Here is a 23,000-nt window from a genome sequence, read left to right as displayed (position 1 = left end):
TCAAGAGGCGTTAGAGATACCACATTTTTTCTATTCCGGCTATCTAAAATCTATGCCTGAATTTTCTATCCCCCCAACTTTTCGTCATGATCCCATTTCTTACAAATTTATTAACGATTTATTTTAATTTTTATTAATTTATCATATTTTATTCAATTTTATTAAACTATTATTAATTTAATATGAATATTTTAAGTCCAAATTTCAAACATGTTAATAATCCTCCTCTTGCCCCTTGTACAACATTCTGCTTGAGTTTGGATTTATTTATTCAAGAAAATTTATAATAAATTTTTTAAGTCGGCGGCCAGAGACCAAATTGCTATTAAATAAATAAGCTCCTGATGGGCAGGAGCTTATCTAAACTAACCAATTATAAACCTGTTGAATAAGGTTTGCTGTAGGGGAAGGAGTCGAACCTTCACGAAGCAGTTATTTCCCTGTTACAGTATTTCCCAAATCTTCGCCACCGAGACGAGGAGGTGTGTCTGCCAAATTTCACCACCCTACAGTGTGTAAGCAATTATTTTCTGATTGCTTGACACAAATGTAAACCAATAGGTATTTTTTTACAAATATTTTAATAAACTATTTTAATTTTTACATAAACAATAATTATATTGTGCAATTATTAATAATTCATTAATTCAAAATGGAAAACCGCAGCCAAAATTTCGAACTTGACAATCTGGACACACAGATTTTATCCATACTTATGGAAGATGCAACTATTCCTTACACAGAAATTGCGAAAAAACTGATCGTTTCCGGCGGAACGATACATGTCAGAATGAAAAAAATGCAGGATATGAACATTATCAAAGGTTCACACTTAATAATTGATCCTCAGAGAATTGGATATGACATATGTGCATTTTTAGGTATCTACCTTGAAAAGGGGTCCCAGTATAAAGACGCCGTGGAAAACCTGAAAAAGATAAAAGAAGTGGTTGAACTTCACTATACAACAGGCTCGTACAGCATGTTTGCAAAGATAATTTGCAGAGACACCAACCATTTAAGGCAGGTTCTCAATGAAGATATTCAGGGGGTTAAGGGTATTCAGCGGACAGAGACCCTCATATCTCTTGAAGAAAGTATCAAAAGACAGATCACTTTGTAATAAGTCAAAAAAAAAGCATCCTGAAATCCAGGATGCTTTTTAAGAGATATCTTTAGTTTATGCTTCCTTGTACAGGACGCTTTTTACAGCTTTAATTACCTTCTCTGCATTTGGAAGTGCTTCCTTGATCAAAGTCGGAGCGTATGGCAATGGAACATCGGCACATGCTACGCGCAGAACCGGGGCATCAAGAAAATCAAAAGCATCTTTCTGAACCTTGAATGCAACTTCCGTCGCAATAGATCCTAATGGCCATGCTTCCTCAACAAATACCATCCGGTTTGTTTTCTTAACAGAATTGATCACTGTTTCATAATCAATCGGACGTACAGTACGTAGATCGATCACTTCTGCATTTATACCTTCTTTAGTTAATTCCTCAACAGCAGGCATTACAACTCTTGTAAGCATTTTACCAAATGTTACTATGGTAACATCTGTACCTTCTTTTACAATGTTGGCTTTACCAATTGGAATATAATATTCTTCTTCAGGAACCTCACCTTTATCACCATACATTACTTCAGACTCCATGAAGATCACAGGATCCGGATCAATGATAGCTTGTTTTAACAAACCCTTTGCCTCATATGGGGTAGAAGGAACTACCACTTTTAATCCGGGACAATTGGCATACCAGTTCTCAAAATTCTGAGAGTGCTGAGCACCTAACTGACCGGCATTACCTGTAGGACCTCTGAAAACAATCGGACAAGAAAACTGACCACCACTCATACTAAGCACTTTTGACGCCGCATTAATTACCTGATCTATCGCTACCAGAGAGAAATTGAAGGTCATGAACTCAATGATCGGATTCAATCCGTTCATCGCTGCACCAATACCTATTCCTGTGAAACCTAATTCCGCTATAGGAGTATCGATAACCCTTTTAGCGCCAAATTCGTCAAGCATACCCTGACTTACTTTATAAGCTCCATTATACTCAGCAACTTCCTCACCCATCAAAAAGATCTTCTCGTTTTTACGCATCTCTTCATTTAATGCTTCACGAAGTGCTTCTCTGAACTGTATTTCTCTCATTTGTAAAATCAATTTTTGGAACGCAAATATAAGGCTATCAATTATTAATTACGAATTATTAATTACGAATTACGAATTACAGATACCGTTAAATAGATAAAAAGTTATTTCCAAATATGAATCGCGAAATTTCGGAAATGAATAAATTATAGAATGAAAACTTAATACAAACAAAAACATTTGCAATTCGCATTGTAAATACAAGTAAATTTTTGAAAAATGAGAAGCATGAATTTATTCTTTCAAAACAAATGCTTAGAAGCGGAACCTCGATAGGGGCAAATGTTGAGGAAGGAATAGGAGCCCAATCGAAAGCTGATTTTATTTCAAAATTTTCTATAGCATATAAGGAAGCCAGAGAAACATCCTACTGGCTTCGTTTGCTATGTGCTACAGACTACTTATCAAAAGAAATGAGTGATAGTTTAATTTATGATGCGGAAGAGATATGTCGAATAATTGGGAAAATTCAAATAACCTCTAAAAGAACATGACAGACACATCACCCGTAATTAATAATTCATAATTAATCATCCTACCTCTGACAAATTCCTTTAAAAGAACAATACGTACAGGCATCCGTATTGGTAGTCTGCCGGAAAGGGATAGCCGGATCAAACAACTCATTCAACTTTTCCTTTAGCTTGAGTTCAAACTGATCTTTATAGTCAGCCAGATTCTCATCCCTCAGCTCAAAGTTTTCTGCTTTGTTTTTCTTAACAAATACCGTCCCTCCTGAAAAATTCTTAACAGTATAAAGATGCGGCTCTACTTGTTGTACATTTTTTGCCCTTTCATAGACAATAGTATAGAAAAGCGTTTGCAAGAGTGCTTTGTTCTGATCTTTACCATCCTCCATGAACAAACCATCAAAATCCTTAAACTTTAGCTGATCCTTACCTGTTTTATAATCAACGATCCTGATCTTCCCTTCCAGTGTATCAACCCTGTCAATTATGCCCAATAACCTTACTTGTTCCTCCTTACCATCAACTTCAACCGTAAACAAAGGAGTGTAGGCATCCTTTTCTTCCAGCTCATTGATCACAAAAGGAGCAATAGATACATCATGGTCTAATACCTTCAATGCATATTGTTCTATTACCTTAATGATGATCTGCTGTAAAGCGCTTTGCTGCTGAAGTTCAGACTTTGGGTCCAGATTTAACATAGCTACCATAGCATGCTGACACATCGCAGGCAATAGTTTTTCACGCTGCCTGATGTATTCGGCACTTACTTCCATCCCAATAGAGTCACGATAAAAATGCTCCATTACAGCGTGCAGCATGGTACCCACAGTATGCGGTCCGATCTGATCAGGGAGATCATTCGGTTCTTTCAATCCGGCGATCTTGCCATAAAAGAACTTCAGCGGACAACTGATATAATCTGTATATCCTGAAGCCGAGATCTTTTTATCATACTTTGCAACTGAATTCCTCTTCAGATATTTTTGAAGCCTTTCAAGTACCTGACCATTTTTTTCAACTATGATTTCCTGCGGGAAGGCATTTTCAACCGGCTGATTCTGCTGCAGAACATGTTTAAATTTACAGGATGTTTCAAATTCAAGTTGCTTTATAAACCTGCTCTCTTCACCAGTGCTTTTTTCATCTGTGATGCCATTGTAAACCAGGGTGACTTTTTTTGAACAATGAAGCAGGCGATAAAAGAAATAGGCGAAAATGGAATTCTGATTTTCAAGTACAGGCAAGCCAAATGCTCTTCTGACATTGTCAGGGATAAACGACGGAGTAATGCTGACCCTTGGTAATACTCCCTCATTCATCCCAAGAACAACCAGTTCATCAAAATCAAGGCATCGGCTTTCCAAAAGACCCATAACCTGCAATCCCAATAATGGTTCTCCATCAAAAGGAACAGAAAGTCCGGCCAGGGCACGCCTGATCATTTTCAGCACAAATCCGGCATCAATATCAGGCATGGAAGAATTCTTTGCAAGATCCTCAAAGCTATCTGAGAGTATATTCAACGTTTTTACAGCCTCAGCGATCAGCAGACTTTCCAGCTTACGCAGATCTGCTATCTGCTCAGAAACGAATAAAAGTAAGCTGCCAAGATTTCGTATGATTTGGGCAGGGCTTTCAAAGGGGCTGAATGCCATCTCAGAGATCTTTCCTGATTTCCTGAGTTCCAATAAACTAAACCTGGCTTTCTTTTCATCGATGATCTCTGTGTGTATCCTGTTTCGCTCTTCATCAGTGATCCCAACTAAAGGATTAAAGATAAAGGTAAGAACCCGGGCATATGCTATCGTAGAGTGGTCGCCGGATGCAATTTCTTCCTGTATTCCAAGCCAGAGATCGCATAGGCCAAAAACCGCCGACTGCTCAAAGGGGTAACCCATGGTAACATTCAGACTTTCGTCATCAACAGTCTGAAGTACTGGCAGCAACAAACTCTCATCAGCAAGAATGATCGCTTTTGAATCAGGCCCGTTTTTATCCTCTTTCCCTGTCAGAACCTGATTCAGGATTTTTCCCTGAGCCACTTTTCCCAGTGCCTGGATAATTGTAAATTCCTTTTCAGGCACATCAATACGGTTCTCCTGCACTTTAAACTGATTGTCAAGGCCAATCGTTTTTATATTCCTCCTGATAAAATGCCCTGCTTCCTGAATCGGATCAGAAAAATAATGCTCATCCGCATCAAAATAAAAGGAACATAAACCCTGATCCTGCCATGACTTAAACAGAATTTCTTCAGCTTTTGAAAGGGCATTAAATCCTGCAAAGACAACATGGCTATACTTTTTCAGAAAATCCGGATCACAATCCCTGCCTTCTGCCAGATTGCGATACATTCTGGCACTACTGATCAGATTCTGTTCTGCCAGTCTTTTATGAAAATTCATATAAAGACGGGGCATTCTATGCCACATTTCAATGAACTTTTCCTGAATATTGCTTTGCTTTACCTGAGAAAAGGAAGACCAAAAGCTTTCCATGAACTCGAGCTGATCTTTATCAAAGTTGGGAAATTGCTGCTCCAATTCCGCGATACTACCGATCAGATTAAAAACCTTAACCGGATCAGCCATATAATAATCGATCTGCGAGAAATCGGAAACAATGATCTCAGCAAGCGGATAAAAAACATCGGCACTTACAGGCTCCTTACCTTCTTCAGCTAATAAAGTGTTGTATTCAGAAAGAAGCACAAAGAACTGCTTCAACTGGGAGGCACAAACAGGTGAGGCGGATTCAGAAAAGAATTGCTGGATCGTAAAAAAATGGGGACTCCAGATGGGTTTTCCACTGATCTCAGCCAGGTACTTCTTTAGAAATAACTGCGGCCTTTTATTATTGAATACAATTGCAACATGTTGAAGGTCATTGCCAAAACGATCCAGAAGATCTGTGGCCACACGATGCAGGAATTTATCAGATGAGTTATTTTTCATGATCATACCTTTTGCAATTTACGATCCTGCGCATACCATAAATAGGCATCCACCTGCTCAAATTCACCCATTTTTATCAAATTATCACGATACAGACTGATATCAGCTATGTATTTATTGTTCTGTTCCCCGAATTTAAAATCAAGTAAGATCGCCCGGTCGTCAAGAATGAATAATTTATCAGGTCTTTTCACCACTCCCGAATCAATGATCATATCCTTCTCACTAATAATTGATTTTGCTTTATCAAACCACTCTTTTATTTCATCCTGCATCAACACATCTGAAACCGCCTGCCTGATCTCTTCCTTTTCAGCCTCACGAATAAGTCCATCCTGCACTTTTTCTGCAATAAGTTTATCAAGATCACCTGTGCCTGTCAGGGTTTCAAGAACTTTATGAAGTACTATCCCCTTTCTTTGCTTTGCATTGAACCAGGTATCTTCATTCATACTATTTCGCTTAAAACGCTCCGTCAATTGCTCATTGACATGATAATCATGAATGATCAATTGACCATGGTCTGCCAGCGGATCTTTTTCAACAGCATGAACTGGAATTTCACCAAAACTGTATTGATTATCCTCAAAAACCAGTTCGGGATCAGCAGTTTCATGTGACTGAAACAATTCAGAAAGAATAACCTGGATCTCATTTGGAGGACCCTTACTATCTGTTTTCCTCACGGGTGTTTTAGGACAAATGATGCAGAGATAGTCCTTCGCCCTTGTGCTGGCCACATACAGGGCGTTTAGCTCATCCATATAGTTAAGCAGCATTTCTTCAAAATAATCGCCTGCAAACACGGTGGATGCCAGATTTTTACTGTAATCCACAGGGAAAGACTTGAAATTTCCAAAACCTGCAGCCTCTGCGTTAACCCATAACAACTTTTTTATGGCACCAGTCGATGATTGATTTAACTTCCAATCCATAAAAGGAACGATCACCGCTCTGAATTCCAATCCTTTGGATTTATGAACGGTCATTACCTGTACGGCATCCTGATTCTCTGAGGAGGGAAGTGCTTTGGCCGAACCTTCATTATCCCACCAATCAATAAATGCGGCTATCCCCTGATCTCCTGCTGATGAAAATACCGCCAGCTGATCACGGAAAGCAAGAAGGAATGGAATATGATTTTCTGATTGTACAGTGCCAAGCTGATAGATCCTGATCAATTTTTCTGCAAGCTCATTGACCGGCAACTGTCGATATGAATTGAACCCGGCACAAAATTCAGCCGGCAAAACATCTGTCAGCGCTGAAACAGGCTTAAATGAAAAGCCGATCCAGTCTTCACTATTTATTCGCACCTGCTCCTGTCCGGGATTCCGAACCTGATACCATAGACGGGCACATTCAGCCTTATAAATTCCGGATTCAGGCTCATGAACCGAAAGCAGTCTGAACGTGCTCAGCAATAATTGAACTGCCGGGTTATTCATGATCTTCAGTGCTTCTCCGGAAATTACCTGAAAAGTTTTTCCTGCGGCGGCTGTTAATTTATCATAATTACTTTTCTGAAAGATACAATCCAGGATCTGTACAGCTTCCGAATTTTTCCTTACCAGGATTCCAATATCCTTCATGAAAAAACCCTGATTCAATAATTCTATGATCCTTTCTATTGCATAGGTAGCGGCCAGAGGATTAACATCATCCTCTTCAGGCTCTTCGCCTTTGTAAAAAAATTTGATCTCTATCTTACCACCCGGCAATGTGCTTTCGGTGATCTTCTGACTACTTCCTTCATAGGCCTTTACAATCAAATCGCTATTACGCTTGTCCCAAAATTCCTGCAAATAGCTAAGACCGGAGTCTGCAAAAATACCATTGAGCTGGTTCTGCAGGATTGAAGGAAGCTTTTGATAAAGGAAATTATTAAAACGGATCACATTTTCTGAGCTCCTGCGGTTGAATGACAGTTCCTCCTCTTTTACATTATCAGTCAGCAGGTCATGCTTTAGGTTACTATGAAGGATACGCCAATCGCCATTCCTCCATCGGTAAATAGACTGTTTTACATCACCCACTACCAGGTGCGATGCTTGAACACCCGGTGATCCTTCGGCAATGGCATTTTTTACCAGGGGCAAAAAATTCATCCACTGAAAGGAGCTGGTATCCTGAAACTCATCAAAGAGAAAGTGCTTAAACTTATTTCCGGTCTTTTCCCAAATAAAGGAAGGGTTATCTACATCAGATCCAGTAATACCCCGGAGCAATTGTTGTGCATCAGAAATGAGGAGCGTTTTGTTCTCTGAACGGTAATTTTTCAGCAGGTCAGCCATGCCCTGCATAAGGCGCAGGTAAGCACTATTCTTTGCGATTGCCCGATAGGTCTCAAACATAGCTGCACCATTATTGTATGCATCGAACAGCGTTTTCAGCAGTGGATTGATCGCAATAAATAAATGCATGACGGCTGAAGCATCCTTCAGCGATTTATGCGGCCATTGATCAAAATTATCCAGGTATTTTTCGAAGGAGTTGATCTGAGCAAAATCTTCTGCTACTATTTTATCCAGCTTGAACAGAGGATTCCTGCTTTGCTGATCGAGCATGCCTTTTTCAACACCTGAAGCATCAAATAGCTCCTTAATTATGGCTGCCTTCTCAATTATATCTTTCTTAAAACTCGTTATTCCTTTATTAACCTCTGCACGTAAAGCATTGAACTCCTTGCCCTGATCATCACCCATAGCCAGCATGGCTTCCTGAAACGGATAATAACGCTCCTTGAAAATCTCATTGGCAAGGTCCTTCAGAGATTTCTGATAATCCCAATCCTTACCATCACTGATGCGTTCAATGGCCAGACTTGTAACCCACTCCAATAAGTCAGGATCCTTTTCAAGACGGAGATTCAAAGCGGCTACAAGCTCTTCCTTTACCTTATCCTGATTCATTTCCAGTTTGTAACCGCTATCGAGGTTGAGCTCAAATGCAAAACTCCGGATCAGTTGCTGAACAAAACCATCGATGGTACTGACAGAGAAACGGCTGTAATCATGGAGGATACTACTGTATATTTCAGATGCTTTTGCCCGCATTTCCAGATCGCTGATCCCGGGAAAATTATCCTGAAGAATTGAGCTGAACTTTGATTTCTCAAATCCCGACAAGGCAAGTTCCTCCAATGCACCCAAAATACGTTCTTTCATTTCGGCTGTCGCCTTATTGGTAAACGTAACGGCCAGAATTTCCCGGTACTTACCCTTTCCACTAAAAAGCAGGGTGAGATAATGTGCTGTTAAGGCGAAGGTCTTTCCGGAACCGGCGGATGCGCGAACTAATTTTAAAGCTTTTTGCTGAGGCATACGGAATTCCGGTTTATAATTTTAAGATCTTAAGCACATTAGTGATTTCCCCGGAGAATTCAGAGAATCATAAAAATATCGATTTTCTGCTTCATTCAGTAATTTCGTTTTTTTCCTGAGGTTAGAAGATAGAAAAGCCGGCAAAATCAGGATTTTGCCGGCTCTATTTATTTGGTAAAAAAATAATTCTTATTGATTCAAGCCATCACCGTTTTTAAAACTGGCATTTATTGTAACCGGCAGCTTGCCATTTGCCTTCAAACCACCATTGATCACACGGAGTGTTGCATTCTGAGCTTCGTTTGTGTTCTGATAATTCAAAATGATCGTTTTAGCTTCCTCGATGCCTGGTAAACCGGCAAGAGAATATGGATTGGCGAAAATGGCGAACATGCTATTCATTCCTGCCAGTTCAGCAATGAACAACTTCAAACTTTTGTTATAATCCAGAACCGGAGCAGGGCGCTTGCGCATATCATGGATACTCACAATTATCTGATCATATGTTTGCAGTTCTTTCCTCACATTTTCCAGTTCAGCATCAGAAATATTCTTAGGCAAAATATAACTCATTGAGTTCGGCAAAGTTGGCCTTAAACTCTTTTGCAGCATGCTCAGTTCATTTGTCCCAAGACTCACAATTGCTGTTTTCTTCCTTCTGTCGAAGTTCTTAAGCTGAATATCACTGTTTAATATAGTTACTGCGGCATCTGCCAGTCTTTGATTAAGTTCCTGAGCCTCCGGACGATTCAGGTCGGCAACGATGTTATCCGCCTGAACAATTTGCCTTGTATTTAGACCTGACCAATATTTTCCATAAAGGATCTTTTTAACACTGGCATTTACCTGTTCCCAGCTTAAACGCTTTTTTCTGATTGCCTGGCGAACCAGTTTTACTGCTCTTTTAGAATTACCTGAAAGCTCGATCACATCAAGTCCGGCAATGATACCGATCACATCTCCCTCTCCATTCGGATAGAATTTGGCCACTCCTTTCATTTCCATTGCATCAGAAAAGATCAGACCTTTGAAGCCCAGTTCCTCTTTTAATAGTGTGGTAACAATAGGTTTAGACAAAGTTGAGGGAAGATTAGGCGTATTATCTAAAGAAGGTATATTCATGTGGGCAACCATCATTCCTGATGCACCCTCTTTGATTAATTCCTTAAAGGGATATAACTCAAGTGAATCAAGCCTTGCTTTGGAAAATGGCAATTGCGGAAGGTCCTGATGTGAGTCAACCTCCGTATCACCATGTCCCGGGAAGTGCTTTACACTGACAATTACCTGATTATCCTGCAGGCCTTTCATGTAGGCTGTCACCTTTTCGGCAACCTTAAATTTATTATCACCAAATGAACGGAAGCCAATCACAGGATTTTTCGGATTATTGTTAATATCAGCCACGGGAGCGAAATTAACATGCATTCCTATACGCTTAAAATCTAAAGCAACCTGCCTGCCCATCTCATAGATAAGCTTATTGTCCTGAATTGCCCCCAGTGTTAACTGATAAGGGAAGGAGGTCGTACTGTCTAAACGCATACCTAAACCCCATTCAGCATCCATGGAGATAAGCAATGGCACCTTACTGATAGATTGGTAACGGTTAGTCAGAATTGCCTGCCTGGCCGGGCCTCCCTGAAAGAACACCAAACCGCCAATACGCTCTTTTTTTATCACACCCGCTATCGAATCTTCGAAAGCTTTCCCTTTATCTGTATGTGCTCTGACCATGAACATTTGGGCTATGCGGTCACGTTTACTTAATTTTTTAAATACTGAATCAACCCAGGCATTTGGCTCATTCAAACCTCCAATGAAGGTATTTTGAGTTTGGGCAAGGCCGATGAAGGGGCTTAGGAATGCCAGCAAGAATACTATTTGTTTTAACTTTTTAAACATGTGAAGATGGGATCAATAAATTTTTTGTGAAATTAAAATTAACAAGCAGAATAAGCCCAGCCAGTACCAATAAAAAATTGATACCAAGGCTCAAAGATATACTGAATAGCCATATAGAAAGTTTATCATGAAGGCGATTCATTAAGTACTTGTAGAAGAGGTATATACCTATAACATTCATTGTCAAATAAGTGAAAGCCAAAATCAGCCAAATCATAAAACACGTTTTGAATGTATAATATTAAATACAATTTCTTTGCGGCAAAATTACTAAACGAAAATCATAAAGGAGCTTAAAGTCGATTTAATGCAATAAATAAACTAATTGGCACCATTATTTCTTAATCAGGATAAAAATATAAACATACGATTATGAAAAAAGTAATGATTTTGGCTATAGGTGTATTATTTGCAGGAGCTGCAAATGCACAATCAATTGGCGTTAAAGGTGGTTTGAATTTCTCAAATATTATAAAGACCGGTGATTCTGATTTCAATACAGAAATTAAGACCGGATTTAATGCAGGTATCTTTACTGTGATCCCTATCGTTAAGAGCCTTGACTTCGCTCCAGAATTGATGTTCTCCCAAAAAGGTTATAAAACCTCCGGAAACAGCTTATTGGGAGGACCAAATGAGTATACAGTAACTACCAATTTTATTGAACTACCAATCCTGGCAAAGATCAATGCAACTGATAAGTTCAGTATAGTTGTTGGTCCACAGGTTTCATTCCTTACTTCTACCAAGGAAAGCTTTACGCAAGGATCTGATTCTTACCAAAATACCATCAGAGCTGAGAACGATAACTTAAAGAAAAGTCTTTTTGGAGGCGTAGTTGGCGTTGGATTAGGTCTAACTGATAAAGTAAGTCTTCATGGTCGTTATGCTCTTGATTTCCAGAAAAACAATGGAGACGGAACGAATGAAACACCTGTTTATAAAAATCAGGTTTATCAGGTTAGTTTAGGGTTTAAATTCTAAATCATCCTTCGGTTGGTGTTGCCTTCGGTACACCAACCGATATTTTACCTTTAGTTGATGGTATCCACGTATGCGCTCGTGTGCGCATTATTCTTAATTACCTCAATAGTTAAATTTTTTAGTCATTAGTTCTTTAACAAGCAATTCAATTAATTAAAACCCTTTACCTACCCATACCCGCCAGGACCTGATTCAATTTTCATCAATGAAAAATTATCAGAACCCGATTGCGATGAGCGCAAATCAAATTAACCTTTGCTAAAAAAGACATCCAGCAATTTTATCCGGACAACAGAGATCAAAATTCTAAACTATCATACTAAATAAAAAAATATTTAACCATCTATTTATCAATAGTTTAATATTTTTTTATTAATAATATTAGCTCTTTGGCATGATTGTTTCATACTGTCCTGTAATTAAATTAGAACATAAGACTATGAAAAAAATAATGATTTTGGGTGCAGGTCTGCTATTTGCAGGCTTTGCTCAGGCACAGACAAGTACATCACCTACATTAGGTGTAAAAGGCGGACTAAACATCGCTAAGTTTTCAGGCAGCCCTGATCCAAACAGTGATTTTACCGCTGGATTTTCAGCAGGTTTATTTAGTAATATTCCGGTTGCTTCAGGCTTTTCATTCGAGCCTTCTGTTGAATTTTCACAGAAAGGATCTCAATTTACAACCTTTGGAAATGCCGAAGTTAAGACGAAGATCTCTTATATCGACCTGCCATTAATGGCTAAATACAATGTAACACCTGCATTTGGAATTTATGCTGGTCCGCAGGTAGCATTCTTTGTTGATCAGGAGACTAAAATTGTGAATGCCAATGGTTCAACTACAACTTTTGAAGGCGATAATAGCAATTACAGCAAATCATTAGCTGGAGCAAAAGCCGGACTGAGCTATAACTTTGGTTCTGTATTATTTAATGCGAGTTATGCTGCTGATCTGCAGAATCTTTACAAAGAGAATACTAACAATCGTGATCTAAAGAATCAGGTCATTAATCTTGGCCTTGCCTACAGCTTTAAATAATAAAGCTGTTTAATAAAAAAAGCCATCCGTATTCGGATGGCTTTTTTTATTGATTTGAAATTTGCGATTTCAGAAATGATATTAGCTCTGGTTAATAACGATCTCAGAGATCTGCCAACCGATATCTGATTTTTTAAACTTGAGGTTAAAGCGATAGCTGCCTGTAATATCCATTTCACCACCATTTACTTTACCAATACCCTCCACATTAAAATCAGCTGAGGCATCTGCATCTGCCCCATCAATTTTAAAGGTCCTGTTTACAGCATCCGACTTACTGATATTATAAACTCCTTCAGTAAAGGTCATGATGATACCTGCCCGGTTCAGTGTATTGCCTGTAGGTTCATACATTTTACAGGCATCGCTCAGGTGCGATAACATCCATGCTTTATCCTTTTTAACAATAGCAACAGAGAAGCTATCGATCAGGCTGCTCAATTGATCCTCATCACCTGATGTGAATTGGGCCGAACGTGCTTCTGTAAAAGAGAAAGCAACGAATAATAGAATTAAGAGTTTTTTCACAAGTTTCCTGATTATAAGTGTTTAGTGATCTCAGAAGACATTGGTGTAACGGCAGAACGGAATCTGTGGATCAGCTGTCCATTTTCATCAATCAAGAATTTCTCGAAATTCCATTTGATGTCACCTGTAAAATCAGGATTTTCTGCAGTGGTCAGATGCTTGAACAGCGGAGAAATATCAGCTCCCTTCACGCTGCTTTTTTCAGCAAGTGCAAAGGTCACACCGAAATTCTTCTGACAGAATTCTTTAATATTTAAATTCTCACCAGGTTCCTGTCCGCCAAAATTATTTGCCGGGAAGCCGATAACCACCAATTTATCTTTATATGCATCCGCAAGCTTTTGAAGATCTGCATATTGTTTGGTATAACCGCATTTTGAAGCAGTATTAACGATCAGAATCTTTTTGCCTTTGTATTTCTTAAGATCAAGATTTTTTCCGTCAATGTCCTGAACCTTAAAGGTATGGATCGATGGCGGCGCGGTAATGAACATTGCAAGTACTAAGAGAAGTGTTTTCATGAGATAAATTTAGAATTTAAAAACTGAATATATATAAAAGAACCAAGCTATCCCTTAAAACTAACAATTATCTGACAATGAGGATATAAGATCAGAGTTTAGTTGTCCGGACAATTCAGACCCTTAGCAAGCCCCGGAATGCCCTGGCGGTATAGTAAGATTCCGCACCGTTATGATACACAAAGACATGATTGTAACGGCGATCACAAAAGAGAGCCCCACCGAGCTCTCTGATTTCTGGAGGTGTTTGAACCCAGCTCGATGTTTTCGTATCGAAATTTCCAAGTTTCTGCAATTCCCGATATTGCTCTTCTGTTAAAAGTTCAATGCCCATGGCAGCGGCCATATCAATAGCGCTATTTTGGGGCTTATGTTCTTTCCTTGACTCCAGAGCCTCATGGTCGTAACAAATACTTCTGCGGTCTTTAGGGCTTTCAGCTGAACAATCATAAAAAATGTATTCGTCCGTCTTTTTATCATAGCCAACCACGTCCGGTTCACCACCTGTTCTTTCCATTTCATTGAGCGACCATAGTTTTTCACGGCCAGTCATCAGACAGGCTTCAAGTTTTGTCTGAACATCAGACCATTCAAGACCATTATGGCGGTTCATGTTCTTCTCAAAACGGCTTTTCATTACTCTGAGCAATTCTTCAAAATGTCCCGGCGACAATTCCTTTTTATTTCCCATTGTCATGATATGCAATTTTGAATGATTATTATGTCTTATAAATGATTAGGCAACATATCTGGCTAATCTGTCATTTAGCATTCCGAAAACCTTATATAAAGTGTAATTTACAATTTCAAATATAATACGAAGATTTCCTTAAATTTTTCTTCAGCAATCAAACCCTCATTTCAGGCTGCTTTTATCCTTCATGCTTTCGGAAGATATTTGAAATATTTTCAAGACTTTCAGCTAACTATTAACCTGCTTGAACCACATCAGTTTATAAAGGAATCTACACGTTTAAACACAAATTATCCAAACATAAAATTTTACATTAAATCTCTTCAACCAAAAAAGCCCCACCATTTCAGGCAGGGCTTTAAGCTTTTAGCTTTCGCCTTTAAACTTTAATCTTAACTACATCCTCCCTGCGTACCGCAGTTCAAACATTTATAACAAGTACCGGATCTAACCATAATATGACCGCAATTACCGCATGCAGGTGCATCCGACTGGCCGCCACCTGAAATATCAAGTACAGGCTTCAGCTTTAAACCGGAAGTAGAAGTTGAAACACTCACCGGCTTTTCTGCAAATGTGTTGGTAGTATCTGTATTCACATCTTCATCAGTCATTTGAGGATTGCCTAAAATAACTTTCTGCTCAGTCAGTACATGTACCAGATCAGTACGGTTCAGGTATTCATATCCAAGCATTCTGAAGATATAATCTACAATTGAAGTTGCGCTTTTGATGTTATCGTGACCGCTAACCATGCCAGATGGCTCAAAACGGGTGAACGTAAACTTATCGACGAACTCTTCCAATGGAACTCCATACTGAAGACCCACAGATACAGCAATTGAGAAACAGTTCATCAATGAGCGGAAAGTTGCACCTTCCTTGTGCATGTCCACAAAGATCTCTCCTAATGTACCATCTTCGTATTGTCCTGTACGAACGAATACTGTTTGTCCGCCAACTGCCGCTTTCTGCGTGAATCCGCCACGTTTGCCAGGCAGGTTCTTACGTTCCACAACAGAAGATAACTGACGCTTGAACTTGGTATCGGTAGAACGCTCCAGAATTGCTCTTGCAGCCTCCAATACCTGGTCAGCGGTAAGATCGCTCAATTTAACATTGGCAGCCTGACCCAATACTTCTTCAACAGTATCTAACTTATCCTCTTTACTGTCAGATGATTTAGTAGATAATGGCTGAGATAATTTACAACCATCACGATACAATGCATTTGCTTTAAGAGCTAATTTCCATGATAATTCATAGCAATCCTTGATCTCTTCAACAGTAGCCTCATTTGGCAGGTTAACTGTTTTAGAGATTGCACCTGACAGGAACGGTTGTGCTGCGGCCATCATTTTAATGTGTCCGTGAGCATGAATATAGCGCTCACCTTTCTGACCGCATTTATTAGCACAATCAAATATCTGATAGTGTTCTTCTTTTAAATATGGAGCACCTTCAACTGTCATTGTTCCGCAAATGAACTCATTCGCCTCAGCGATCTGCTGACGGTTGAATCCGATTGAACGTAACAGATTGAAATCAGGAGAAGAATACTGCTCAGACTTGAAGCCTAAACGGTTTAAGCACTCTTCGCCAAGGCTCCACTGGTTGAATACAAAACCAATTTCGAATGCTGCAAGCAATGATTTGTCAATTTTCTCCAGTTCATCCTGAGTGAATCCTTTGGCAGCAAGGCTATCGAAATTGATATGAGGGGCACCTTCAAGTGTTGCAGCACCTTTCGCATAATTAACGATCGCCTCAATTTCATGCTCCTTATAACCCTGATTACGCAAAGCTGCAGGAACACCCTGGTTGATGATCTTGAAATAACCACCACCTGATAATTTTTTGAATTTTACCAATGCAAAATCAGGCTCGATACCGGTTGTATCACAATCCATGACCAGACCGATTGTTCCGGTTGGTGCAATTACAGTAGTTTGCGCATTGCGGTATCCGTATTTCTCACCTAGTTCTACTGCTTTATCCCATGAATTACATGCAGCTGATAATAAATAATCAGGGCAGTATTTAGGATCGATTCCCGGAGGCGCGATCTCAAGTCCTTCGTATGCATCGTTATTGTAGGCAGCATAACGGTGATTACGCATCACACGTAACATATGCTTTTTATTCTCTTCAAATTTCTTGAATGTTCCCAGCTCTTTGGCCATTTCTGCTGAAGTTGAATAAGCTGTTCCTGTCATGATCGCTGTGATCGCACCACCAATTGCGCGGGCTTTATCACTGTCATAAGGAATACCAGCAACCATCAGCATAGATCCAAGGTTAGCATAACCTAAACCAAGTGTGCGATAATCGTATGATAATTGCGCAACCTCTTTGGAAGGGAATTGTGCCATTAAAACTGAGATCTCTAATACAACGGTCCATACACGGCATGCATGCTCAAAACCTTTCACATCAAATACTAATGTTTGAGGATCAAAGAAATGCGCCAGGTTGATTGAAGCCAGGTTACATGCAGTATTGTCCAGGAACATATATTCTGAACAAGGATTTGATGCATTGATACGACCGCCTTCAGGGCAGGTATGCCATTCGTTAATGGTTGTATCGTATTGTATACCAGGGTCAGCACATGCCCAGGCAGCAAAAGAAATATCCTGCCATAATTTTTCTGCTGAGATCGATTTAACCGGTTTTCCGCTGATGCGGCCGATCAGATCCCAGTTTCCCCCTTCCTCAAGTGCTTTGAAGAAAGTGTTAGGAACTCGAACAGAATTATTTGAGTTCTGTCCTGAAACTGTGCGGTATGCTTCGCCTTCGTAATCTGATGAGTAACCTGCTGCAATTAAGGCTGCAACTTTTTTCTCTTCTTCAACTTTCCAGTTAACAAAGTTTTCAATTTCAGGATGTTCAAGATCCAGACATACCATTTTCGCAGCGCGACGTGTGGTACCACCAGATTTGATCGCTCCTGCAGCGCGGTCACCTATTTTCAGGAATGACATTAATCCTGAGGAGTAGCCACCGCCTGAAAGTTTTTCACTTTCTCCGCGGATAGCTGAGAAGTTTGTACCTACACCGGATCCGTATTTAAATATTCTTGCTTCTCTAACCCATAGATCCATGATACCGCCATCATTAACCAGATCATCACTTACAGAAAGGATGAAACAGGCATGAGGCTGAGGACGTTCATAGGCAGAGGTTGATTTCTCAAGCTGATCAGTGTCAGGATTTACAAAGTAATGTCCCTGTGGCTTTCCTGTGATGCCATAGGAGCTGTGTAAACCTGTATTGAACCATTGTGGTGAATTTGGTGCGGCCAGCTGGCCTACAATCGTGTAAACCAACTCATCATAAAATATGGAAGCATCTTCTTTGCTTGCAAAATAATTGTAACGTTCACCCCATGATTGCCAGCAATGAGCCATACGATGTGCTACCTGCTTGATACTGTTTTCTGATGAAGTTGTTCCATCTGGCTGAGGCACTCCAGCTTTACGGAAATATTTTTGGGCCAGAATATCAGTAGCAACCTGACTCCAGCTATCGGGTACTTCTACATTTTTCATTTCGAACACGGCATCTCCTGCTGGGTTACGAATCACCGAGGTACGTTTCTCATAATTGAAGAGATCATAAACGTTTACACCCTCTTTGGTGAAATATCTTTGGAATCCGAGACCTTTTCCGGTTCCTTTTGCAGCTGGTTTTGTAGAAGATTTACCCATCTTGAATTGATTAATGTTGGAATTGAGTTAGTTACCCTAAAAAAAATGTTTGGGGGTTTTTAATCAAATCTATATGTTGGCGACATTTATATGTAATCAGAGTTTTCCACAGATTGTTAGTGTATCAATACTCCAGCACTCAATTAGATATTAACGCAATGGTTTAAAGGAACTTAACTATGTGGAAAACTCGAAAAAAGTGAGCTTTTAGCTGATTTTTATTACACTTGAATTTACAAAAAAAAAGCCGGTTCTCACCGGCTTTTTTAACAGGCTTTAAACCCGTACAAATACTCTGTAAAGATCAGGATCTATTCAATGATCGTTACTTTGATCATATTGGTCTTCCCTTTTTTCTCGATCGGAATAGCCGCAGTATTGATCACCACATTTCCGGGCTCTACCAGCTTCTCTGATTTTAAAATCTGGTTCACTTCGCGGATAGTTTTATCGGTACTTTCAAACTTATCATAGTAAAATCCACGTACACCCCAAAGTAAACTCAGGGTATTCAAAAGTTTTAAGTTACTGGTGAAGATAAACGTAGCCGCCTTAGGGCGATAACTAGATATTTCAAAGGCTGTATAGCCGGAAGAAGTCATTGAAATTATACCCACAGCATTGGTTTTTTCTGCAAGAAACACAGCCGATCCGCATACTGCATCACCCATATAGGTCGGAGATTTTTCATTCAAAACTTTAGCAGTACTGAATGGATAATCATTCTCCTCCACATTCCTGACGATCTTATGCATTGTTTCGATCACGATCAATGGATATTCGCCCACAGATGTCTCACCGCTCAGCATCACTGCATCAGCGCCATCCAGAACAGAATTGGCTACATCATTCACTTCAGCACGTGTAGGACGCGGAGAAGTGATCATGCTTTCAAGCATTTGAGTTGCTACAATAACCGGCTTTGAAGCAGCACGGCATTTTCTGGCGATCATTTTCTGCAGCAATGGAACCTGCTCCATAGGCATTTCAACACCCAGATCACCACGTGCAACCATCACACCATCAGTCACTTCGATGATCTCATCAATATTATCAATGGCTTCCGGCTTCTCGATCTTGGCAATTACACGGGCGGCATTACCACTTCTTGCAATTATTCTCTTTAGCTCAATGATATCTTCAGCAGAACGTACAAATGACAATCCGATCCACTCCACATCATTTTTCAAAGCAAACTCGAGGTTAGCCAGATCCTCTTCCGTTAAACTTGGAATTGAAACTTTAGTATTGGGAAGGTTCACCCCTTTACGGGATGTAAGTACACCGCCATAAACCACTTCACACTGAACAGTATCCTTGTTGTTGGTGCTAAGCACCCTCATCTGGATCTTACCATCGTCAAGCAGAATGATCTCGCCCGAACGAACATCACTCGGGAAACTCTGATACGTGATATAGATCTGTTTTTCATCACCGATCATTTCTTTGGTCGTGATCTCGATCTTATGGCCACTCGCCAGATTAACACCCCCATCCTTCACTAAACCAATCCGGATCTTTGGTCCCTGCAAATCGGCAAGTATCCCAACATTGGTTTTATATTTTTTATTTATATCCCGGATAACATCGATCACTTTTTGGTGATCTTCCTGGCTACCATGGGAAAAATTTAATCTGCAAACATCAACACCAGCCTTAATCATGTTTAACAAGACTTCTTTCGTTGAAGAAGCAGGGCCTAATGTGGCTACAATTTTAGTTCTGTTATGAACCGTTTTCATCAGCAATTTATTTATTTGAATTATTTTTTTAAGTAACTGTGTACTAAATACACCAATACCAAAGGGCTAAAATATGAGATTTTCTTTGGATTTCAATTTTTTAGGGTCAACTTCCACTGCAACCAGCACCTCCGGAATCTTATTTAACTTACTAATTATCAGCTTCAGGTCGTCCTCATCAATGTAATTCCTGATTAATAAAAAGAAATCTGCCTTTTTCATTTCGGGCACCAGAAAACCTTCCGTACCTTTATTGGCGATGATATACAGCTCTGTTTCCGTTTCAGGCATCAGAAAAAAATATCTGCTAAAATAAAATATTTCGTCGCTGGCATTGAAGGGAAGCTCTAAATCAGTAACCTTGCAAAAATCAGTTCCAAGTTGCTTATTAATTTTAAAACAAAACATATAGTCTTTTAGTTGCGAAGTAACAGCCAGCAACACGAAGTCAAGGTCAAGTTCAAATTTTAAAGTAGTTCTATTCAACGTTTATTTTTTATGCTAAATTACAAATGTAATCAGCTTAAACATTTAAATTGTTTGACATATAAAATTGCTAAAAACAAAAAGGTTTGAAAATTGATAGAATTTATTTTTCTTTGCACAGAATTATTTAACAATTAAATTATAAAACCATGTCTGATATCGCTTCAAGAGTTAAAGCAATTATCGTTGAAAAATTAGGTGTTGACGAAAGTGAAGTTACACCAGAGGCATCTTTCACCAATGATCTTGGTGCCGATTCATTGGACACCGTGGAGTTAATCATGGAGTTTGAGAAAGAATTTAATGTAGCTATCCCTGATGACCAGGCTGAAACTATCGGTACTGTTGGTCAAGCTATCGCTTATTTAGAAAAGAACGTAAAGTAATTTACGATACCCTCATATAAATGGAGCTTAAAAGAGTTGTTGTTACAGGACTAGGTGCGCTTACTCCAATTGGAAATACTGTTCCGGAATACTGGAACAGTTTGATCAATGGGGTAAGCGGTGCCGCTCCTATAACACATTATGATCCTGAAAAATTTCGAACGAAGTTCGCCTGTGAAGTAAAAAACTTCAATCCGGAGGATTTTTTGGAAAAGAAAGAGGCTCGTAAATTAGATCCATTTGTTCATTATGCAATCGCTGCATCTGATGAGGCTATTAAAGATGCAGGCTTAGACTTCCCAAATCTCGACACGAATAGAATTGGGGTGATCTGGGGTTCAGGTATTGGTGGCTTAAAAACCTTTACCGATGAAGTGATGAACTTCGCAAATGGAGATGGGACTCCGCGGTTCAATCCGTTTTTCATTCCCAAAATGATTCTGGACATTGCACCGGGCCATATTTCTATAAGACATGGGTTGCGCGGTCCGAATTTCTCTACTGTTTCTGCCTGTGCTTCTTCTACCAATGCGCTGATCGATGCATTCAATTATATCCGTCTGGATATGGCTGATATAATCGTTTCAGGAGGTTCGGAAGCAATTATAAACGAGGCAGGTATGGGTGGTTTCAATGCCATGCATGCACTTTCTACACGAAATGATGATCCAACAACCGCTTCCCGTCCCTTTGATAAAGACCGTGATGGTTTTGTTGCAGGCGAGGGTGCAGGAAGTATCATTCTGGAAGAATTAGAGCATGCTTTAGCAAGAGGCGCTAAAATCTATGCCGAAATGGTAGGTGGTGGTATGAGTGCTGATGCAAATCACATTACTGCTCCACATCCGGAAGGCCTCGGTGCCAAACTGGTAATGACCAATGCATTGAGAGATGCACATATGACCCCTGCTGATATTGATTACATCAATGTTCATGGAACTTCTACTCCTCTGGGAGATATTAGTGAAGTAAAAGCTATCCTTCATATGTTCGAAGAAGATGCTTTCAGACTGAATATTAGCTCCACCAAATCAATGACAGGCCACCTTCTTGGTGCTGCCGGAGCCGTTGAAGCAATCGCAGCAATTCTTTCCGTTCAGAATGATATTGTTCCGCCGACAATAAACCATTTTACAGACGACCCTAGTTTTGATCCAAGATTAAATTTCACATTTAATAAGGCTCAAAAACGTACCGTAAATGCTGCTTTGAGCAATACTTTCGGATTTGGAGGTCATAATGCTTCTGTGATCTTTAAAAAATACAAGGCCTGATCATCTTAGCCATTAATTTTTCCTTTCGGTATCTGTTTAAACCTGTATATTAGTTCCTATCAATTTGATTTAAGGTCATTAATGCCATTTTCAAGAATCTATAAGCTCTACTTTTCGCCAAATCGCAAGTACATAAGATCTTTAGAGAACCTATTAGGTTATGTTCCAGGAAATTTACGACTTTATCGCATGGCTTTCAGACACCGTTCTGTGGCTGTGGAAGTTAAGAACGGAGCTAAAAACAGTAACGAACGCCTTGAATTTTTAGGAGACGCTATATTAGGTTCGGTAGTAGCTGAACTGCTATTTAAAATGTACCCCTATAAAGACGAGGGATTTTTAACCGAAATGCGCTCGAAAATAGTGAGTCGCTCAAACCTGAATCAACTCGCCAAACGTCTTGGGCTCGACGAACATATTGAATTTGATAACAGGGCCCTGGGTCATAACAACAAACAAGGCTCTCTTTTAGGAGACACTTTTGAAGCGATGATCGGAGCTGTTTATATGGATAAGGATTATAATTTCACAAGAAACTTCCTTCTTAACCGCATTATTAAACCTCATGTTGACATCCATACCCTAGAACTTACTGAAACAAATTTCAAAAGCAAGCTGATTGAATGGTGCCAGCGCCATGGAAAAGATGTAATTTTTGAAATTATTCCTAATGAAGAGGGAGAAAATACCAAGCTCTTCACTATCAGTGTAAATGTGGATGGAGAGAGTTGTGCAATTGGCCGTGACTATAATAAGAAGAACGCAGAGAAACTGGCGGCAGAAAAGGCCTGTGAGTTCCTGAATATTTAAA

At 39.6% G+C, this 23,000-nt stretch carries 17 protein-coding genes; 7 read left to right on the top strand and 10 right to left on the bottom strand.

Annotated features, from left to right (window positions below):
• Window positions 1-652: 652 nt before the first annotated feature.
• The gene (locus BLR27_RS07360; protein WP_090702870.1) at window positions 653-1,123 is read left to right on the top strand and encodes an Lrp/AsnC ligand binding domain-containing protein; all 471 of its coding nucleotides are present in this window, start codon (window positions 653-655) and stop codon (window positions 1,121-1,123) included.
• A gap of 57 nt (window positions 1,124-1,180) precedes the next feature.
• Here BLR27_RS07360 and BLR27_RS07355 read toward each other — a convergent pair whose 3' ends face one another.
• Entirely contained in the window at window positions 1,181-2,167 is a 987-nt protein-coding gene (locus BLR27_RS07355) for a pyruvate dehydrogenase complex E1 component subunit beta (RefSeq protein ID WP_090702867.1), read from the bottom strand.
• 164 nt (window positions 2,168-2,331) lie between these two features.
• Here BLR27_RS07355 and BLR27_RS07350 point away from each other — a divergent pair, with 164 nt between their 5' ends.
• Window positions 2,332-2,661, top strand: a complete 330-nt coding sequence (locus tag BLR27_RS07350) for a four helix bundle protein (protein WP_221406306.1) — start codon at window positions 2,332-2,334, stop codon at window positions 2,659-2,661.
• A gap of 41 nt (window positions 2,662-2,702) precedes the next feature.
• Here BLR27_RS07350 and BLR27_RS07345 read toward each other — a convergent pair whose 3' ends face one another.
• The 3 genes from BLR27_RS07345 to BLR27_RS07335 all read right to left on the bottom strand — a co-directional run bounded on the left by BLR27_RS07345 (window position 2,703) and on the right by BLR27_RS07335 (window position 10,822).
• The gene (locus BLR27_RS07345) at window positions 2,703-5,594 is read right to left on the bottom strand and encodes a PD-(D/E)XK nuclease family protein (protein ID WP_176767631.1); all 2,892 of its coding nucleotides are present in this window, start codon (window positions 5,592-5,594) and stop codon (window positions 2,703-2,705) included.
• Between the two features lie 2 nt (window positions 5,595-5,596).
• On the bottom strand, window positions 5,597-8,917 hold the full coding sequence (locus BLR27_RS07340; protein WP_090702859.1) for a UvrD-helicase domain-containing protein: 3,321 nt from the start codon (window positions 8,915-8,917) through the stop codon (window positions 5,597-5,599).
• 189 nt (window positions 8,918-9,106) lie between these two features.
• A complete protein-coding gene (locus tag BLR27_RS07335) occupies window positions 9,107-10,822 on the bottom strand; it encodes a glycoside hydrolase family 3 protein (RefSeq protein WP_090702855.1) in 1,716 nt (571 codons plus the stop codon).
• 372 nt (window positions 10,823-11,194) lie between these two features.
• On the opposite strand from BLR27_RS07335, the gene BLR27_RS07325 reads away from it, so the two are divergent.
• The gene (locus BLR27_RS07325) at window positions 11,195-11,806 is read left to right on the top strand and encodes a porin family protein (protein ID WP_090702848.1); all 612 of its coding nucleotides are present in this window, start codon (window positions 11,195-11,197) and stop codon (window positions 11,804-11,806) included.
• A gap of 439 nt (window positions 11,807-12,245) precedes the next feature.
• Entirely contained in the window at window positions 12,246-12,848 is a 603-nt protein-coding gene (locus BLR27_RS07320) for a porin family protein (protein WP_176767630.1), read from the top strand.
• 81 nt (window positions 12,849-12,929) lie between these two features.
• Here BLR27_RS07320 and BLR27_RS07315 read toward each other — a convergent pair whose 3' ends face one another.
• The 6 genes from BLR27_RS07315 to BLR27_RS07290 form a co-directional block, all read right to left on the bottom strand.
• Window positions 12,930-13,376 (bottom strand): DUF4440 domain-containing protein, encoded by a 447-nt coding sequence (locus BLR27_RS07315; protein WP_090702839.1) that lies wholly within the window; start codon window positions 13,374-13,376, stop codon window positions 12,930-12,932.
• Between the two features lie 11 nt (window positions 13,377-13,387).
• The gene (locus BLR27_RS07310; RefSeq protein WP_090702835.1) at window positions 13,388-13,897 is read right to left on the bottom strand and encodes a glutathione peroxidase; all 510 of its coding nucleotides are present in this window, start codon (window positions 13,895-13,897) and stop codon (window positions 13,388-13,390) included.
• Between the two features lie 115 nt (window positions 13,898-14,012).
• Window positions 14,013-14,594, bottom strand: a complete 582-nt coding sequence (locus BLR27_RS07305; RefSeq protein WP_090702830.1) for a DUF4256 domain-containing protein — start codon at window positions 14,592-14,594, stop codon at window positions 14,013-14,015.
• 389 nt (window positions 14,595-14,983) lie between these two features.
• Entirely contained in the window at window positions 14,984-18,301 is a 3,318-nt protein-coding gene (locus BLR27_RS07300; RefSeq protein ID WP_090702825.1) for a vitamin B12-dependent ribonucleotide reductase, read from the bottom strand.
• Window positions 18,302-18,612: 311 nt separating this feature from the next.
• Window positions 18,613-20,043, bottom strand: a complete 1,431-nt coding sequence (gene pyk / locus BLR27_RS07295) for a pyruvate kinase (protein ID WP_090702821.1) — start codon at window positions 20,041-20,043, stop codon at window positions 18,613-18,615.
• A gap of 66 nt (window positions 20,044-20,109) precedes the next feature.
• The gene (locus BLR27_RS07290) at window positions 20,110-20,529 is read right to left on the bottom strand and encodes an IPExxxVDY family protein (RefSeq protein ID WP_090702816.1); all 420 of its coding nucleotides are present in this window, start codon (window positions 20,527-20,529) and stop codon (window positions 20,110-20,112) included.
• Window positions 20,530-20,678: 149 nt separating this feature from the next.
• Between BLR27_RS07290 and BLR27_RS07285 the strand changes: the two genes are divergently transcribed.
• From BLR27_RS07285 to rnc, 3 genes are all read left to right on the top strand, one after another.
• Window positions 20,679-20,915: an acyl carrier protein gene (locus BLR27_RS07285; RefSeq protein WP_008508386.1), complete on the top strand. Its 237-nt coding sequence runs from the start codon at window positions 20,679-20,681 to the stop codon at window positions 20,913-20,915.
• A 20-nt stretch (window positions 20,916-20,935) separates the two neighbouring features.
• The gene (gene fabF, locus BLR27_RS07280; protein WP_090702813.1) at window positions 20,936-22,189 is read left to right on the top strand and encodes a beta-ketoacyl-ACP synthase II; all 1,254 of its coding nucleotides are present in this window, start codon (window positions 20,936-20,938) and stop codon (window positions 22,187-22,189) included.
• Between the two features lie 81 nt (window positions 22,190-22,270).
• Complete coding sequence (rnc, locus tag BLR27_RS07275) at window positions 22,271-22,999, top strand: ribonuclease III (RefSeq protein WP_176767629.1); 729 nt, start codon at window positions 22,271-22,273, stop codon at window positions 22,997-22,999.
• The last annotated feature ends 1 nt before the right edge of the window (window position 23,000 follow it).

The sequence above is a fragment of the Daejeonella rubra genome (genome assembly GCF_900103545.1).
Classification (GTDB): Bacteria; Bacteroidota; Bacteroidia; order Sphingobacteriales; family Sphingobacteriaceae; genus Daejeonella; species Daejeonella rubra.
The sequence above is the reverse complement of the archived record's forward strand: the minus strand, read 5'-3'. Positions and strand labels throughout refer to the sequence as shown.

Coding starts and splice junctions, on each gene's coding strand:
- BLR27_RS07305 (WP_090702830.1), bottom strand. CDS start 14,594: ATGACAATGGGAAATAAAAAGGAATTGTCGCCGGGACATTTTGAAGAA.
- BLR27_RS07325 (WP_090702848.1), top strand. CDS start 11,195: ATGAAAAAAGTAATGATTTTGGCTATAGGTGTATTATTTGCAGGAGCT.
- fabF (WP_090702813.1), top strand. CDS start 20,936: ATGGAGCTTAAAAGAGTTGTTGTTACAGGACTAGGTGCGCTTACTCCA.
- BLR27_RS07360 (WP_090702870.1), top strand. CDS start 653: ATGGAAAACCGCAGCCAAAATTTCGAACTTGACAATCTGGACACACAG.
- BLR27_RS07345 (WP_176767631.1), bottom strand. CDS start 5,594: ATGAAAAATAACTCATCTGATAAATTCCTGCATCGTGTGGCCACAGAT.
- BLR27_RS07310 (WP_090702835.1), bottom strand. CDS start 13,897: ATGAAAACACTTCTCTTAGTACTTGCAATGTTCATTACCGCGCCGCCA.
- BLR27_RS07320 (WP_176767630.1), top strand. CDS start 12,246: ATGAAAAAAATAATGATTTTGGGTGCAGGTCTGCTATTTGCAGGCTTT.
- pyk (WP_090702821.1), bottom strand. CDS start 20,043: ATGAAAACGGTTCATAACAGAACTAAAATTGTAGCCACATTAGGCCCT.
- BLR27_RS07335 (WP_090702855.1), bottom strand. CDS start 10,822: ATGTTTAAAAAGTTAAAACAAATAGTATTCTTGCTGGCATTCCTAAGC.
- BLR27_RS07300 (WP_090702825.1), bottom strand. CDS start 18,301: ATGGGTAAATCTTCTACAAAACCAGCTGCAAAAGGAACCGGAAAAGGT.
- rnc (WP_176767629.1), top strand. CDS start 22,271: ATGCCATTTTCAAGAATCTATAAGCTCTACTTTTCGCCAAATCGCAAG.
- BLR27_RS07285 (WP_008508386.1), top strand. CDS start 20,679: ATGTCTGATATCGCTTCAAGAGTTAAAGCAATTATCGTTGAAAAATTA.
- BLR27_RS07355 (WP_090702867.1), bottom strand. CDS start 2,167: ATGAGAGAAATACAGTTCAGAGAAGCACTTCGTGAAGCATTAAATGAA.
- BLR27_RS07340 (WP_090702859.1), bottom strand. CDS start 8,917: ATGCCTCAGCAAAAAGCTTTAAAATTAGTTCGCGCATCCGCCGGTTCC.